The 18,292-nt window shown below is 35.1% G+C and carries 14 protein-coding genes; all 14 read left to right on the forward strand.

Annotated features, from left to right (window positions below; translation table 11 throughout):
• Positions 1-26: 26 nt before the first annotated feature.
• The 14 genes from ACS3UD_RS17210 to ACS3UD_RS17275 all read left to right on the forward strand — a co-directional run bounded on the left by ACS3UD_RS17210 (position 27) and on the right by ACS3UD_RS17275 (position 18,280).
• Entirely contained in the window at positions 27-2,117 is a 2,091-nt protein-coding gene (locus ACS3UD_RS17210; RefSeq protein WP_308138409.1) for a glutamine synthetase III family protein, read from the forward strand.
• 238 nt (positions 2,118-2,355) lie between these two features.
• On the forward strand, positions 2,356-3,639 hold the full coding sequence (locus ACS3UD_RS17215) for a glycoside hydrolase family 18 protein (protein WP_308138408.1): 1,284 nt from the start codon (positions 2,356-2,358) through the stop codon (positions 3,637-3,639).
• 80 nt (positions 3,640-3,719) lie between these two features.
• On the forward strand, positions 3,720-4,970 hold the full coding sequence (locus ACS3UD_RS17220; RefSeq protein WP_308138407.1) for a hypothetical protein: 1,251 nt from the start codon (positions 3,720-3,722) through the stop codon (positions 4,968-4,970).
• A gap of 71 nt (positions 4,971-5,041) precedes the next feature.
• The gene (locus ACS3UD_RS17225; protein ID WP_308138406.1) at positions 5,042-5,635 is read left to right on the forward strand and encodes a hypothetical protein; all 594 of its coding nucleotides are present in this window, start codon (positions 5,042-5,044) and stop codon (positions 5,633-5,635) included.
• Positions 5,636-5,780: 145 nt separating this feature from the next.
• Complete coding sequence (locus ACS3UD_RS17230; RefSeq protein ID WP_308138405.1) at positions 5,781-6,410, forward strand: HAD-IA family hydrolase; 630 nt, start codon at positions 5,781-5,783, stop codon at positions 6,408-6,410.
• Between the two features lie 129 nt (positions 6,411-6,539).
• On the forward strand, positions 6,540-8,429 hold the full coding sequence (locus tag ACS3UD_RS17235; RefSeq protein ID WP_308138404.1) for a glutamine synthetase: 1,890 nt from the start codon (positions 6,540-6,542) through the stop codon (positions 8,427-8,429).
• A 344-nt stretch (positions 8,430-8,773) separates the two neighbouring features.
• Positions 8,774-10,270, forward strand: a complete 1,497-nt coding sequence (nhaC, locus tag ACS3UD_RS17240; protein WP_308138403.1) for a Na+/H+ antiporter NhaC — start codon at positions 8,774-8,776, stop codon at positions 10,268-10,270.
• Between the two features lie 160 nt (positions 10,271-10,430).
• Complete coding sequence (locus ACS3UD_RS17245) at positions 10,431-12,527, forward strand: sensor domain-containing diguanylate cyclase (RefSeq protein WP_308138402.1); 2,097 nt, start codon at positions 10,431-10,433, stop codon at positions 12,525-12,527.
• A 136-nt stretch (positions 12,528-12,663) separates the two neighbouring features.
• A complete protein-coding gene (pstC, locus tag ACS3UD_RS17250) occupies positions 12,664-13,563 on the forward strand; it encodes a phosphate ABC transporter permease subunit PstC (protein WP_374049889.1) in 900 nt (299 codons plus the stop codon).
• Between the two features lie 8 nt (positions 13,564-13,571).
• Positions 13,572-14,450, forward strand: a complete 879-nt coding sequence (gene pstA / locus ACS3UD_RS17255) for a phosphate ABC transporter permease PstA (protein WP_213924832.1) — start codon at positions 13,572-13,574, stop codon at positions 14,448-14,450.
• Complete coding sequence (gene pstB / locus ACS3UD_RS17260; RefSeq protein WP_308138401.1) at positions 14,440-15,198, forward strand: phosphate ABC transporter ATP-binding protein PstB; 759 nt, start codon at positions 14,440-14,442, stop codon at positions 15,196-15,198. Before pstA ends, pstB begins: the two co-directional genes overlap by 11 nt.
• Positions 15,199-15,209: 11 nt before the next feature.
• Positions 15,210-15,857 carry a phosphate signaling complex protein PhoU gene (gene phoU / locus ACS3UD_RS17265; protein ID WP_308138400.1) on the forward strand — a complete coding sequence of 216 codons (648 nt, stop codon included), beginning with the start codon at positions 15,210-15,212 and terminating at the stop codon, positions 15,855-15,857.
• Positions 15,858-15,866: 9 nt separating this feature from the next.
• Complete coding sequence (locus ACS3UD_RS17270) at positions 15,867-16,562, forward strand: response regulator transcription factor (RefSeq protein WP_308138399.1); 696 nt, start codon at positions 15,867-15,869, stop codon at positions 16,560-16,562.
• A complete protein-coding gene (locus ACS3UD_RS17275; protein ID WP_308138398.1) occupies positions 16,559-18,280 on the forward strand; it encodes a sensor histidine kinase in 1,722 nt (573 codons plus the stop codon). The genes ACS3UD_RS17270 and ACS3UD_RS17275 overlap by 4 nt, the downstream gene beginning before the upstream one ends.
• Positions 18,281-18,292: the final 12 nt, after the last annotated feature.

Consider the following 18,292-nt stretch of genomic DNA (forward strand, 5'->3'; position numbering starts at 1 on the left):
GTCTTTTTGCTTTTCGGGAGGAAATTATGAGCTATATATCAGAGATTTTTGGAAGTATGGTATTTAATGATGAAGTAATGAAGGAAAGATTACCGAAGGAAATATATAAAGCACTCAAAGAAACAATTCAGAATGGCAGCAGCCTGGACTTAAATGTTGCAAATGTTGTGGCAAACGCAATGAAAGACTGGGCCGTAGAGAAAGGAGCTACCCATTTTACACACTGGTTCCAGCCAATGACAGGAATTACTGCAGAAAAACACGACAGTTTTATTTCCGCAACGTCTGACGGAAAGGTAATAATGGAGTTTTCAGGAAAAGAGCTGATAAAAGGCGAGCCGGATGCATCCAGTTTTCCGTCTGGAGGACTTCGTTCAACATTTGAAGCAAGGGGATATACTGCTTGGGACCCAACTTCATTTGCGTTTATTAAAGATTCGGTGTTATGCATTCCAACAGCATTTTGTTCATATGGAGGGGAAGTTCTTGATAAAAAAACGCCGCTGCTAAGGTCAATGGAAGCATTAAATGTTCAGGCGCTCAGAATACTGAGATTATTCGGAGACAAGGATACAAAGAGAATCATTACAACAGTCGGGCCTGAGCAGGAATATTTTTTAATTGATACGGAATTATTCAACAAAAGAAGAGATTTAGTTTATACAGGAAGGACATTGTTTGGGGCAAAACCGCCAAAAGGGCAGGAATTGGAAGACCACTATTTTGGAACAATAAGACCTAGAGTAGCGGAGTATATGAAGGATTTGAATGAAGAATTGTGGAAGTTGGGGATATTGGCCAAAACAGAGCACAATGAGGTTGCACCTGCGCAGCATGAGCTTGCTCCAATATTTACGAATACAAATATTGCGTGCGACCATAATCAGATGACTATGGAATTAATGAAGAAGATTGCTTCGAAACACGGACTTACATGTCTTTTGCATGAAAAACCCTTTGCCGGCATAAACGGAAGCGGTAAGCACAATAACTGGTCTGTTTCCACAAATGAAGGCATAAATTTGCTTGAGCCGGGAAACTCACCGAGAGAGAATGCAAGGTTTTTACTATTCCTGTGCTCTGTTATCAAAGCAGTAGATGATTATCAGGACTTGCTTAAAGTATCTGTTTCCACTGCCGGAAATGATCACAGGCTTGGCGGAAATGAAGCTCCTCCGGCAATTATATCTATATTTTTAGGAGATGAACTGACTTCAGTGCTCGAATCAATAGAAGGCGGTGTGGTATATGATAAGGAATACAAAAGGGAAATGGCTGTAGGTGTGGATGCGATACCGGTATTTCCTATGGATACCACAGATCGAAACAGAACATCTCCTTTTGCCTTCACAGGGAACAAATTTGAATTTAGAATGGTAGGATCGAAACTTTCTATAGCAGGACCAAATATGGTTTTGAATACTATAGTTGCAGAGGTATTGTCTCAGTTTGCTGATGTTCTTGAAAAGGCGGATGATTTTAATGAAGCGTTAAATATTCTTTTGAAGAATACCATAAAGGCACATAAGAGGATTATATTTAACGGAAACAACTATACGGATGAATGGGTTGAGGAAGCGAAAAAAAGAGGGCTGCTCAATCTGAAATCAACACCTGAAAGCCTGCCGTATTTTACATCAGATAAAAATGTTAAATTGTTTGAGAAATTTAAAATACTATCAAAGAAGGAGATATATTCAAGAACTGAGATAGTGCTTGACGAATATTGTAAGGAAATATGTATTGAGGCTCTTACATTAATAGATATAGTAAAGAAATATATAATACCGGCAGTTAATTTATATATTAAGGAATTGAGCGATACTGCAAACTCTAAAAAAGTATTTTTAATAGATGTAGATTGCGAAACAGAAAAAGCTCTGGTGCTAAAATTATCTTTGCTGATGCGTTCGCTGTACAATAAGATAGAATTGCTTGAAAATAAGCTTATAGATATTAAAAATCTGGATAATTCGAATGAATGCGCAGACTTCACCAGGAGGCACATATTTGCAGCTATGCAGGAAGTGAGAGTGATTGTGGATGAACTTGAGACAAATACTGCAAAAAAATACTGGCCATTCCCAACCTACGGAGAGCTTTTATTCAGCGTTTAATAAGCCTATCCTCCTAAATAGGATCTATATAAGGCATGTGTGATGAGAAATCATTGCACATGTCATTTTTTTACCAATAAATTCTTTTCTCTAAATAAAACTAGGATTACAAAGTAAAGTATTCTTACTATCAATATGAAAGATATTAAGATTATTTTGTGTTTGCCAATGATGCTGAAATTTTAACAATTGTTTTTTTTGTGCATATACTAATGAAAGAAAAGAAAGGGGAGAAATTATGATAATTCATGTAGTAAAGCCAGGTGATACCATATATAGTATTGCAGAACAATACAACACTACGCCTCAACAAATAATTGCTTACAATGAACTTGCCAATCCTAATGAGCTGGTGGTAGGGCAGACAATAGTAATACTCGTTCCTGACCAGGTTCATACGGTGCAGCCGGGAGATACCTTAGAAAATATTGCTCAAAGATATGGCATATCGGTTATAAATTTATTGCAGTACAATCCTCAGATTATGTATGCCGATGATATATTTCCGGGGGAACAGATAATAATAAGTCTTGATCAGGAAAAGAGAGGGCCTATTCATGTCATAGGATATGCATATCCCAACATTGACAGAACAGTTCTTATGAAAACTCTTCCGTATTTAACGTATTTAACGCTTTTCACTTACGGCATAACGCCTGAAGGAAATCTAATAGATATAGATGATGAAGAGCTTATAAGGATAGCGAGAGATTTTGGAGTTGCGCCGCTGATGTTGATTTCAACACTGACAGAAGAAGGAAAATTCAGTAATGAGCTTGCACATAGATTACTAAATGACGAAAATATACAGAACAACCTTATAGAAAATGTAGTAAATACAATGAAGGAAAAAGGATATTACGGGCTTGATATAGATTTTGAATATGTATTGCCGGAAGACAGAGATAAATTCGTTGCATTTGTTCAAAAAATGACTGACAGATTAAATGAGGAAGGATTTACTGTATTGACGGCGCTTGCACCTAAAACTTCAGCTGACCAGCCAGGGTTGTTGTATGAAGCTCATGACTATCATGCCCTTGGTGATGCATCCAACAGAGCTCTGCTTATGACATATGAATGGGGGTACACTTACGGGCCTGCAATGGCGGTTTCACCTGTTAACAAGGTAAAAGAAGTTTTAGATTATGCTGTAACTGAAATACCAAGAGATAAAATTTACATGGGAATTCCTAATTATGGTTATGATTTTGAACTGCCTTATGTTCAGGGAGTTTCAAAAGCGAATTCTATTTCAAACGTACAGGCGGTAGAGCTGGCTGATGAAGTTGGGGCGCCCATAGAATACAATGAAGTATCTCAAGCTCCATACTTTATTTACTACGATGATCAGGGGAACCAGCATCAGGTGTGGTTTGAAGATGCCAGAAGCATAGAATCCAAGCTGGATATTTTTTCGGATTATGGCTTTGAAGGAGTAGGGTACTGGAATATCATGAGATATTTCCCTCAAAATTGGCTTGTGCTAAGCTCATTATATGACATTTCAAAACTAATATAATCAAAGCTTGCCATAAAAAAGTAATGTTACAGAAATTTTAGCATATATTTTTGTAACAGGTATTTTGTAGGAGGGAATTCATGAATAATAAAAACTATAGAGTAATGAAGTTTTTTGAACAGATAAATAAGAAGGACAGATCAAGGGGTTATGTTCGCCTTGACATAAGGGGCATAAGGGGAAATATAATTGTATCTGTGGAAAATTTAGGTGATGCAAAAACAAGCAGCGAAGTATATTTGTATAAGGATAGGGATAACAAAATAAAACTTGGCGAAATTAATAACAAAAAAGGTATGCTCAAAAAGCTGTTGACATTTGGAAATAACAATGCAATTGAAGATTACAATGTTTGTGCTGTAGTAAAGGACAAAAAAATATCTATGTACACAAACTTGTTTAATGCAACATCTGTCGAGCATATAAAAAAACTAGAACTGGATGAAGATGATATTGTTATTGAGGGAGATACCGTAGAAGAAAGCAAATCGATTTCTGAAAAAGCGGATGAAGATAAACTTTCCAATAAAACTGCAAATGAGAAAGTAGAAGTTCCTGACGTTGCAAACAAAACAGACGACAGAAAAAAACAAAACGAATTGACGGAAAAACAGAAAACAGAAGAAACCAAAGAAATAATAGAAAAACCAGATAAATTTGATGAAGAGCAATCAAAAATAGAAGAGGCTTCGCACAAAACAGAAGAAACCAAAGAAATAATAGAAAAATCAGATAAAGTTGATGGAGAGCAATCAAAAATAGAAGAAGCTTCACGTAAAAAAGACAATATGAAAAAGACAACCGTAAATTCTGCTATCAATATAGATGAAAATAGTAAGAAAGAAAAAGACATTCCGGCAGAAGCACAGTCGAGGAAGTACAGAAATAAATTTGACGAGAGCCTATATAATATTTTAAAAGAGTATAAACAGGTCGAGCCGTTATCTGTAAAAATAAAGAGCTTTTATTGGTGGTACATACCATATGATGAATCGGGAATTAAAAATGGATTCCTGCCGTATTATAATCAAATAGTCAGCTCGTACTATCCATATCCAATGTCAAATCGTGTAACCACGTGCAGCAGTCTCATGAAAAAATACGGGCATTATATTTTTGGTGTATATAAAGAAAAAGGTGATGTTATCAAGTTTGTATATGGAATTCCTGGCGAATTTTCCAAGGAAGAACAGCCTTACAAAGGGGTGACGGGTTTCAAAAATTGGTCATACAGCAATAAGGATAATTATGACAAACATGGTTACTGGCTTGCATTTGTTAATCCAAAAACCGGAGAAACCACAGAACCTCCTGAGATCGCATTATCATAAATATTACTGTACAAACTTTTATTATTTTGGTATAATATACGAGAATATTTTAAAAGGAGTTAAAAATACAAATGCCGCCAATAAGTACCAACATGCACTTTGGTAAATTGTTTATAGAAAATTTTAAAGCAGGTATTCATGTTCCCAGCTTTATCATAGGTATGATGTCGCCGGACACAATCACCGAAGATGATTTTGAGGAGATGCATACATTTGATGAGGATGGCAATATAGACGTTCGAGAATTTTATGAAAAGTTTAATCTAAATAAACTTAATAATGTTCAGAAGTCATTCATATTGGGATACTACTGTCACTTGTGGTTTGATGAATACTATAAATTTAATGCAAGCAAGCTCACTCTTCACAACAGTGTGGATTTGAGTGATGATGAACTGGGTGCGGCAGTAGGAACAATTTTGAGATATTATGATAATAAAGCTATAAATAACTTCTTTGAAAAGTATATTAAAGAAATAGTTGAATTTAACAGTAATATAAATTTAAAGGAGCTCGGCAGTATTAGTATCAAAAATTCTAAAGAAAAGATAATAGAATTTTTAAACGAGCATGTACCTGAGGTTACTTACCCAAATCTGATTGAAGAACAGGAATATATGAGCTTTATAAAAAACGGATGCAGTAAAATTATGAAATCATTGTAACATAAAAACTCCTTAACAAGGAGTTTTTTAAAATTGCAAAAAAATTTATAAATTAAAAATTGACTGGATAGATAAAATATAATATAGTTGAACAAGTACTTGTATTATGCTATTATTTATGGATAAATTAGATTAAGGATGGATTATGGTGAAATATAAATATGTATTATTTGATTTCGATGGAACGTTGGCAGATACTGAAGAAGTTAATTTTGTTATATATCAGAAGCTGGCGGAAAAATATAATTTGCGAAATATTACCATAGATGAATTAGGGCATATCAAGAAAATGAGCGCAAGAGAATTGATGGCTTATGTGGAGCTTAAGAAAAGATACCTGCCTTTTATTCTTAAAAGAGGGAAAAAACTTTTAAAACACGACATAAGGAACATTAAACCATGCAAGCACGATATATTCAATACAGTTTCAGTACTAAAGTCTATGGGAATAAGTACGGCAATTATTACCACTAATTCAAAGACAAACGTTCAGATGTTTTTAGAAGAACAAAATGCGGATATTTTTGATTTCATTGCAAGTTCATCCATGTTCGGAAAAGAATCTAAGTTGAAAAAAGTAATAAAAAAAGAAAAATTGGATTTGAAAGACGTTCTTTATGTGGGAGATGAAATAAGGGATATACATGCTGCAAAAAATACGGGGATAGATATAGCGTCAGTAGCGTGGGGTTACAATACTGTGGAAAGTTTGAAAAAACATAAGCCGGAATACTTGATATATGAGCCCTGCGAGTTGATAAACATATGTAGGTAAAAAGCAATAACACGAACTTTACTATATAAAAAAGATAAATATTTCGTATATATAACATACAATTTTGTTGCATTATGAAATTTCGTGTGCTAAAATACCTTATAAAAAACAAGGAGGAAATATATTTTTATGATTTATATAATTAAGCCCGAAAATCATGAAATACCGGAACTCACAAAAGTACTTGAAGAGCATCCGGAAATACAGTTTGTGTCGTTTATGGGCGTTGATATAGGCGGCAACGGAACAGATGAGAAAATACCTGTTAAGCTTTTCATAAAAGATATGAAGGAAATGCTGAAATTTGGAATTCAGACAGACGGATCAAGCGTTGAGCTTCAGGGTATCGCAGATTTAAATGATGCAAGAGTTGACATACTGCCTGACTTGGACTGTAACTGGTTTGTTGATTACAATTATGAACATTACAATGATGAAAACGGGCTTCCGGTAGGGACTTTAAAGATTCCTTCTTTTATAATACACGGCGGAAAACAGGTTTGCTCCAGATCAATTTTGAAAAGAGCAACAAATTATTTTAAAACTCAAATATTGGAAGTATTAAAGAAAAATTCAAGAATTCCCGAAAGTTTTGGATTTGAATATGAAGATATCGAAGATGTGCTTTTGACGTCAGCCACTGAGCTTGAAATGTGGGTTAAGACGCCTGAGCAAAGCGCTGATTTTGAAGAGCTTCATACATCACAGGTGCTGAAAGAACAATACTGGAAAAGAACCATGGGCACTGTGAGGACAGTGATTGAAAAAATAATGGAAATGCTTGAGCGCTACGATTTAAAACCTGAAATGGCTCATAAAGAAGTGGGTGGAATTCCAAACAGGATTGATGCAAAGGGAAGAATTACCCATGTTATGGAGCAGCTGGAAATAGATTGGAGATTTTCGGAATCTCTGCAGACTGCTGACAATGAAATATTTATAAGAGAGTTGATTGAAGATCAATTCAGACACCATGGTTTAGAAGTTTTGTTTAAGGCAAAACCCATAGAAGGCGTTGCCGGAAACGGGGAGCATACGCACCTTGGTGTTGCGGTTAAGCTAAAGAGCGGGAAAAGAATAAACCTGTTTGCACCGAAGGATATCAGAAAAGATTATCTGAGCGAAATAGGCTACGGTTCATTAATGGGTGTATTGAAAAATTATGAAGTAATCAATCCTATAGTAACTGCTACAAATGATGCTTTTAACAGGTTGAAACCTGGATTTGAAGCGCCTGTGTGCATAGTAACCTCATTAGGCGGAACTAAAGAGCAACCGTCAAGAAACAGATCCGTACTCGTTGGTGTCATAAGAGATATAAACAATCCTGGAGCTATAAGATTTGAACTGCGTTCGCCGAATCCATATACCAATACGTATCTTGTAATTGCTGCAGCTTATCAAGCTATGCTGGACGGAATAATTAAAGTTACAGATGCAGGATTAAGCTGCGAAGAACTGGAAAAAGAAATTTCCAAAAAATACGGAGAAGATGCGGTATACCTCGAAAAATTCAGAGAGTATAGGAGCGAAAAAGACGTATTTGAAAAGTACACAGAAGAAGAACGCAACAAGCTTTATGGAACTGCTCCTGCTACAGTATGGGAGAATTTAAGCGGTTTTAAATCAAACAGTCTCAAAGAGCAGGTATTGAAATCAGGAGATGTATTTACAGATGAGTTAATTAATTCATTTAAAGAGTCTACTCTCCAGAAGTGGAAAAATGAGCTTAGAGGTAGAATAATTCACGATAATATAATGCTCTTAAAAACATTTGTAAAGCTTCATAACGAACACGACCATGCAACTGACCTTGATGTTGTAAACTGGGAAAGAATAGTTTATTTAAAAACAAAGCTTATGAAGGATAGTATGTCGAAAAAGTGTATTTTTACTAAGATAAAGAATGCATTGAACGAGGGCGATTATGATTCCTCTTCAGATCTTCAGAAACAAATGAATGAAAAAATGACTGAAATACGAGCCTTATATATAGAGTATAAAAATAACATTTTTTAATAAATATTAATTTTTGGAAACCAGAGCCTCCAGCCCTGGTTTTTTCTTGTAATAATTTGTATTATACATTGAAAAATTATAAAATTAGCTAATAAGTAACAATTAGTTAACAAATTTCTGTTTACAAATGCCTGTTCATGTGCTACTATTATAATGCAGGAAATCGAATTCACGCATAAAAATTGTATGTTGTGAAAGCGTTTTATGCAAAAAGGTGTGTATTGTAGAGAGTATAAGGTTAGTAATGGGTTTTTTTAGGGTTTGTCTTAGATTTGTGGGGTTATCATTTATCATCCTTATATTAATACATGCTGCACACAAACAAATAATATTGGAGGATAACTATGAGTAAAGTTCCAAAACAAAAGAAGGAAGCGACTTTAGGAATTTCTATCATACCGGTAGTCATAACAGTGGCACTAATTGGGGTGGGCATCTTTAAGTATGGCGCAGACGTTCATATTCCGCTTGTAATGGGCTCTGCTATAGCAACGCTGATAGCAGTATATGGACTTGGTTTTACTTGGAAAGAGATTGAAGAAGGCATTGTTAATTCAATAAGTGGAACAATGCAGGCAATTTTAATACTTGCAATAATAGGTGTTCTTATCGGTACGTGGATAGGAGGAGGTATTGTACCTACAATGATTTATTACGGGCTGCAGATATTGTCTCCGACGTTTTTCCTGGCGGCATCAGTATTGCTCTGCAGTGTTGTTTCTCTGGCTACAGGAAGCTCGTGGACAACAGCCGGAACGGTTGGTGTTGCTCTTATAGGTGTTGCGCAAGGACTTGGTATTTCAGTCCCTTTAGCAGCGGGTGCGATAATATCCGGAGCATATTTTGGCGATAAAATTTCGCCGTTATCCGATACTACGAATCTTGCCCCTGGAATGGCAGGTGCTGAGCTATTTGACCACATTAAGCATATGCTTTACACAACATCGGTATCATACGCAATAACTTTAGTAATTTTTATATTTATAGGACTTCAGTACAGAGGTGCAGTTCTTGATACAACTGAAATCAACGGTATACTGAATGCAATATCTGAAGTATACATCATTAATCCGCTGTTGCTGCTTGTTCCTGTTATAGTTATTGTTCTTGTTGCTATGAGGGTTCCGGCACTTCCTGGACTTATAATCGGATGTGTTTTGGGTGCAATCTGTACTGCGTTCCAAGGCGGAGACTTAGGTTACATTTTAGATATAGCAGGCTATGGAACAGTTTCTGAAACAGGCCATGCTGTTGTTGACGAACTTTTGACAAACGGCGGTATGCAGAACATGATGTGGACTATTTCGTTAATTATGTGTGCGCTGACATTCGGTGGAATACTAGAAAAATCAGGCATGATGGCTGCAATAGCAAACAAGCTGCTGCTTCTTGCAAAAAGTACCGGTTCACTGGTTCTTGTTACTGCAATTACGTGTTTGTTTGTAAACTTCCTTTGCGGGGACCAGTACTTAGCTATAGCTCTTCCTGGTAAAATGTATAGAAATACTTATAGGGAAAGAGGGTTGTCTCCGAGAAACCTATCTCGTATACTTGAAGATTCAGGTACGGTTACATCGGCTCTTATTCCGTGGAATACATGCGGCGCAACAATGTCAACATTCCTTGGCGTGCCTACGATAAGTTATATTCCATACGCATTCTTTAATATTTTAAGTCCGATTATATCAGTTACATTTGCATTCTTGGGAATTACAATAATGACATTGGAAGAAGATCCTACTTCTGAGCAATATGTAAAACCTATGAAGTATAAAAAATCACCTAGAGAGCTTGAAGAGTATGTACAAAGCTATCAAAATACTCATGGAATGAATGCATAATAAAAAGCAATTAATAGCCCTGCAGTAAATCTTCAGGGCTGTTTTTTTCTTATAAATTTTTGATTAGTAATATCGTTTCGTTTGACATTATGATAAAATCATTATATCATATATATACATATAAATACATATTGCTCATTGATGTGCTAGGAGTGGAAGTATGAACTTTCGGCGAAAGTATGAAGATGAACTGAATAAACTCAAAGAAAATGAGAATAATATTGACTTTTTTCGCAACCTTTTATCTGCAAGACATAATAATTATTTCATGAAGGAAATAATTGAAGGGTTGCTTAAATTTTCGAAAGAACATAATCTTAATAGTGTAAATGCATGGGCTTATTATTTTTTAGGCTGGTATAATTTTGACAAATCCAATTATAATAAGTCTACAGAATGTTTTTTGACTTCATATGATGTATTTGAAAGGATAAAAAATAAAGACGGTTTGATATATGCTTGCAATGGGCTGACAAACGTTTACTGTCAAATTGGTCAATTTAAACTTGCAAATGAATGGGGACTTAAAGGTATTTCACTTTGTGAAGAAATGGATAACAAGGACGCACTGGTGATACTTCTTATAAACACAGGCATAAATTACATTGAGATGAAATATTTCGAAAAAGGCAGGGAAATTTTTCACAGTCTTGAGATAATGGATTATGAATTGAGCAGCACTCACCAAATTTCGTGTAATCTAGCCATGGCCGAGATAGAAATCAATATCGGAGAATCAAGCAAGGCCCTTTCATATATAGAAAAATCTCTGAAAATAGAGAGCGATATTAAATTAATTACTGATATGTGCGAAATATATAAGTTAACGGCAATGGCATACGTGAAACTTAATTTATATGATATGGCAGAAAAGTCATTCAAGAAATCATATGATTTCGCTGTAGATAATAATTTTGTTTATGAAAAATACAGCTCAATGGTTGAATGGTCAAAGCTGAATGTACTGGTGGGAAGGAAGCAGAAGGCGATATATCTTTTGAACGAGGTAATAGAAATATGCCGTTCTAAGGAACTTAATGTACTTCTGAGAGAATCCTACAATATTCTTTACGGAATATACAAGGAATCCGGAATGTTGGATAAAGCATTGGAATGCTTGGAGAATTATATATTGGTTGATGATAAGATGTACGATTATGAACAGAATCAGTTAATGGCAAAAATGAATTTTAAACATACCAAGAGAGAAGCAGATCAGTATAAATCACTTTATGGAAAGACAGAACTTTTGTCTACAATAGGCCAAAAGATAATTTCTAATTTAAATATTAAATCAATAGTTGACATAATTAATGAAGAAATAAATAAGTTGCTTGAGGCTGACTACTTTGGCATAGTTGTATATGATAATGAAAAGGATAAAGCTACATATTATTTTGCTGGCGAAGGATTTGAAATTAAGGAAGTTGTGAGCTACAAGGAATCTGCATATAATTTTTTTGGATATTATTGTGTAAAAAATAAGAAAGATATTATAATAGGAAATTTAGATAAAGAGTACAATCAGTATATTAATAATGAACCTATAGATGTTGGAAAAACATATGAAAACGGGAAGTCGTATATGAATTCTCTCATATATACACCAATGATTATTAACGATAAAGTTGTAGGCGTGATGACTGCTCAAAGCAAGGAACATAACGCGTATGACAGAAATGATTTGCACACGCTTAAAATACTCGCAAATTATTCCGCAATAGCTATAGAGAATGCTATTTCATATAAAAAAATAGAAGACTTAGCTACCTATGACAATCTGACCAGTTTTTTATCTAAATTTGAGATTATAAGGCTTGGTGAAATTATTTTTGATAAATATAAAGATAGCAATTTAGGTTTCAGTGTAACAATGATTGACATAGATAATTTCAAATCAGTAAATGATACGTATGGACATGTTGTGGGTGATAGTGTTCTTGCTATGGTTGCGAGAGTTATTTCCAGCTGTATTAGAAATACAGATTATATAGGGAGGTACGGCGGAGATGAGTTTCTTCTCATATGTCCCGGGCTGGGAGAGCCTGAAGCAGTTGATGTAGCAGAACGAATAAGGTATGCGGTTGAAAACAAGGTATTTGAATTGGGAAAAGGCATAGTTGTTTCGGTAACCATCAGTTTGGGAGTTCATGAATATAAAGAGAAAGATTTATCTTTTATAGATGTTTTGAATTTAGCAGATAAAAATTTATACTGCGCTAAAGGAAACAATAGAAATTTAGTTGTTTGCTGTTAAATTAAATATAAAAAGTACAAAAAATATGTAAAGTTTATATAAAATTTTACATATTTTTTACATTGCAGAGCATGTTTTTTTACTTTTGAAGATTATATTATGGACAGTATAAATGAATTAAAGGAGAAAGAAATAAATGCATAAAAATGAACCATCAGTGACAATGGCATCATATAGAATTAAAGAAAACTTAATGCAGGCAGTATTCTTTTTGTCTGCACTGGTTTCGGTTATTGCGGTAATAGCCATCTGTCTTTTCCTTTTACTAAGAGGAATACCTGCGATAGCTGAGATAGGATTTGTGGACTTTATATTAAATGAAAAGTGGGGTCCTACAAATACTCCGGCTTCTTACGGTATACTATCAATGATTGTCGGCAGTTTATATGTTACGGCAGGAGCAATAGTTATAGGCGTACCGATAGGCCTGATGTGCGCGGTTTTCATGGCTGAATTTTGTCCGCCGAAGGTTTATAAAATAGTAAAGCCTGCAGTTAACCTGCTGGCAGGGATACCATCAATAATATATGGATTTTTCGGAATGCAGATTGTTGTACCATACGTCAGAGAATACTTTGGAGGAAACGGATTCAGCATAATGTCCTCTTCAATTATTTTGGGCATAATGATACTCCCTACAATAATATCAATAAGTGAATCTTCCATAAAGGCTGTTCCTTATAGTTATAAGGAGGGGGCATTGGGACTTGGTGCTACAAAGGAAGAAACTGTCTTTAAGGTTGTGGTTCCGGCAGCAAAATCAGGGATACTAACATCCATAATTCTGGGAATAGGAAGGGCTGTCGGAGAAACTATGGCGGTTGTAATGGTTGCAGGAAATGCAGTTATGCCATTAGATAAAATCGAATTATTAAAACCAATAAGAACTCTTACAACAAACATAGTTACTGAAATGAGTTATGCTTCAGGTCTCCACGAATCTTCACTGATAGCTACAGGTGTTGTGCTGTTCGTATTTATAATAATTCTAAACACGGCACTGGCCCTTATAAAATCAAAATCTGTTAGAAATTAGGTGGGACTATGAAAGAAAAAATTAAAGCTGAGAAATATCTAAAGAAAAGAAAAATAGCATCAATGATTATGAAAGCAATGGTTTGGTTTTGTGGAATTCTGACTGTAGGAATATTAATTTATATACTTTTATTTATTCTTCTGAGAGGGATTCCAAATATTACTATGGAATTTTTATTCGGAGAATATAATTCCGAATCGCTTTCTGCATTTTCGTCAATAGTAACAACAATGGAAATGATTATCATATCGCTGGTGATTGCTGTTCCCATGGGAGTTTTCTGCGCAATATATCTTACGGAATATTCAAAAAGAGGAAACAAGGTGGTCAAGGTTATCAGGGTTGCAGTAGATACACTTGCCGGTATTCCATCAATAGTCTATGGTTTGTTTGGCATGATTTTATTTGTAAATCTGCTTGGATTCAGAGCATCTGTTCTGTCTGGAATATGCACTGTATCTATAATGATACTCCCTGTCATAATAAGTTCATCGGAGGAAGCTATTAAATCTGTTCCGGATACGTACAGAGAAGGAAGTCTCGGATTAGGAGCATCAAGGCTTAGAACAGTATTCAAAATTGTATTGCCTGCTGCGATGCCCGGAATATTATCCGGTGTAATATTGGCAATAGGGCGTATTGTCGGAGAAACTGCGGCGCTGATTTTTACGAGCGGTACGAATATATTCAAAAATCCTACATTTGATTTATTTGCATCCCAGCGAACTCTTTCAATTCACATGTATATGCTTGCAAGTGATGGGCTTCCGCATTCTAAAGATATGGCTTTTGCAACTGGAGCAATTCTAATATTGATAGTGTTTATGGTTAATTACGCAACGACAAAACTTGCGGGAAAAATAGGGAGGATGAGTAATGGCAAGTAAAAGCAAGATTAAAATAGAAAATGTAGATTTATACTACGGAGATTTTCATGCTCTTAAAAATATAAATATGCAAGTTCTTGAAAATGAAATAACTGCGTTTATAGGTCCTTCGGGATGCGGTAAATCAACTCTTTTAAAATCATTAAACAGAATGAATGATTTAATTGAAGGAGTTAAAATTACAGGAAAAATGAGCTTGGATGGTGTAGATATTTATAAGAGCATGGATCCGACTATACTAAGGAAGAGAGTCGGTATGGTTTTTCAAAAGCCTAATCCTTTTCCAATGAGCATTTATGAAAATGTAGCATATGGACCTAAAACACATGGGGTAAAGTCAAAGTCGAAGCTTGATGATATAGTTGAAGAAAGCCTTCGTTCGGCTGCAATGTGGGATGAGGTTAAGGACAGATTAAAGAAAAATGCATTGGGCCTTTCCGGAGGGCAGCAGCAAAGGCTGTGCATTGCCAGGGCTTTTTCGGTAAATCCTGAGGTTATTTTGCTTGATGAACCTACTTCGGCCTTGGATCCGATTTCGACAATGAAAATAGAAGATTTATTAGTTGATATTAAGAAAAATTATACTATAATTATAGTAACACATAATATGCAACAGGCAACCAGAATATCGGATAAGACGGGATTTTTTCTGCATGGTGAGGTTGTCGAGTTTGATAAAACGGAAAAACTGTTTTCTATGCCTAAAAACAAAAAAACAGAAGATTATATAACAGGAAGATTTGGCTAAAGGAGGTTAATATGAGAAACAGATTTGATGCAGAACTTGAAAAACTAAATCTTGAGCTTATAAAAATGGGAAGTCTTATTGAAACTTCTATTGAAGCAAGCGCAAAAGCGCTTATGCACCAAGATTTAGAGCAGATAAAAAAAGTAAAAGAACTAGAAGTAGAAATAGATGAAATGGAAAAGACTATTGAGAGCCATTGTTTAAAATTGCTGCTTCAACAGCAGCCGGTGGCATCTGATTTAAGAATCATAGGTACAGCTTTAAAAATGATAACAGATATGGAAAGAATCGGAGACAATGCGGAAGACATAGCTGAAATATCCGGATTCATGGTAAATCAGAAGTTTATAAAAGACCTCGTTCACATTCCGCAGATGGCTGATGCAACCATAGGAATGGTAAAAAAAAGTGTCGATGCATTTGTAGGCAAGGATAAAGAGCTGGCACTTGAAGTTTGCAGGGAAGATGATAAAGTAGATGAATTGTTCCGAATTATTAAGAAGGAACTAATTGAAAAGATTCAGGAAAAAGAAGAAAATGGAGAACAGGCTCTTGATCTTCTGATGATAGCGAAATATTTCGAAAGAATTGGGGACCATGCAGAAAATATTGCCGAATGGGTTATATTTTCAATAACAGGCGAACACAAGACAAGATAGGAGAGTAATATGAGGCTTGTATATTGCGTCGAAGATGACGCGGGAATAAGAGAATTAATTACACTGGCTTTAAAAACGGCAGATTTTGAGATAATAGGCTTTGAAGAAGCGGGAAGCTTTTATGCCCAAATGAAAAAAAAGACTCCTGATTTAATATTGCTCGACCTTATGCTGCCTAAAACAGATGGTATGACTATATTGAATGACTTGAAAAAAGACGCAAATTACAGTCATATTCCTGTTATAATAATTACGGCTAAATCTATGGAGCTTGATAAGGTAAAAGGGTTGGAGTCAGGAGCTGACGACTTTATAACAAAGCCTTTTGGAATTCTTGAGCTTTTAGCGCGCGTCAAAGCCGTCTTAAGACGCTCGGGAAAAAAAGATAATGAAGACTTAGTATCGGAATACAATGGGCTTGTCTTAGATTATAACAAGCGGACACTAAGCTACAACGATAATCCCATAACTCTGACATACAAAGAGTTTGAACTTCTTCATTATCTAATGCTCAACAGAGGAATTGTTTTGTCAAGAGATAGGATTCTTCAGGAAGTCTGGGGATATGATTATGAAGGCGAGACAAGAACTGTGGATATGCATGTTAAAACAATAAGGCAGAAGCTTGATGTTGCAGGATGCAGTAATTTTATAATTACGGTGAGAGGCGTAGGATATAAATTTGAGGAGACGGTTACCGAATGAAAAAACGACTGTTTCTAATTATAATGCTTCTATCTATCTCAGCTTCAGCAATGGCTTTTGTTTTTACAACTTTGATTCACCATGAATTTTATGTAAAAGATGCTGAAAACCAACTTAAAACAATAGTTAAACTATCCTCTGACAGTGCAAAGTGGAAAGATGAAGGCTCAATAAGAAAATCGGCAGCGGAAATATTAAGCGCTTCAGAATATAACATAAGGTTTACACTAATTAACAAACAGGGCACGGTGATATATGACAGCTGGGCAGAAGAGGATACGTTGGAGAACCACGTAGACAGACCTGAAATTAAGAAGGCATTTGCAGATGGATACGGAGAATATACAAGGTACTCGGATACCATATCTTCAGATATGTATTATTATGCCGTAAAAATAAATGATGAAACAGTATTGAGAGTATCAAGGGAAATTGACAGTATTAATGCAGCATTTGTTGGTGTAATGCCGATGCTTGTGATTTTATTCGTTGTGTTTGCTGTTATAAATTACGCTGCTGCAAGTGTATTTACAAGGAAAATTTTAAGTCCTGTTGATGAGATGGCATGGTCTCTTGATGATATGCTGGACGGAAGTGAAGGCAGCAGCTTGGAAATATATGATGAGTTTGAACCTCTGGCCCGCAAGATTCATGAGCAGAAAATGAAAATAAATCAATATATAGATGAGTTGAAGTATGAAAGAGATACAATAAACATCATTACCGAAAACATGAAGGAAGGCTTTCTGCTTTTAAATAAGGATAAGCAGATTCTTTCAATCAATACAAGCGGTAAACACATGATTAACAATGAAAAGTTTGATTTGAGCAAAAACAGAAATGTTATAGAACTTACAAGAAATGCAGAAATTCTAGATAAAATTGAAATTTCAATAAATGAAAATAAACATATAGTATATGATGTTGATACGGAAAGAAAACATTTCAGATATTATTTCAGCCCTGTAAAGGAGCAGAACAGTCTATCGGTTGACGGACTGCTGATATTAATTGAAGATGTAACAACTCAGAAAGATGCAGAAAAAATGAGAAGCGAATTTTCTGCTAATGTTTCTCATGAATTAAAGACACCTCTTACGACTATGATTGGGTTTGCGGAAATGATTAAAGAGGGGCTTATTACTGATTCTGAAAGTATAAAAAAATACTGCGGTATGATAAATAAAGAAGGTATGAGACTTATATCCGTTATCGAAGACATTATGAGACTTTCAAAAATTGAAGAAAAAATTAATGCGGATGTAAATAATGACATAAATTTAAAGGAAACTGCCCAAGACGTTATATCTCTCCTTAAATCAAAAGCAGATAGCTTAAATATTGGTATTAAGCTCCAGGCTCAGAACCTATCAATGAAGGCCAATGAAAATTATGTAAGTGAGCTTATGTATAACTTAATTGACAACAGTATAAAATATAATAAAAAGGGCGGTAATGTTTCTGTCTATATTGAGAGAGATGGCAAACATATAGTAATAAGAGTTGCTGACACGGGAGTAGGCATAGACGAAGAGCATCAGGGCAGAATATTTGAAAGGTTTTACAGGGTTGATAAAAGCCGATCAAAGGAAACCGGCGGTACAGGATTGGGACTATCTATTGTAAAACATATCGCTGAAATATATGATGGAGAAATTGAACTGAAAAGCAAAGAGAATGAGGGAACAGAGATAATAATCAAATTTCCTACAGTATAGACTCTTGAAGAA

The organism is Sedimentibacter sp. LTW-03 (assembly GCF_052059825.1).
Lineage (GTDB): Bacteria > Bacillota > Clostridia > Tissierellales > Sedimentibacteraceae > Sedimentibacter.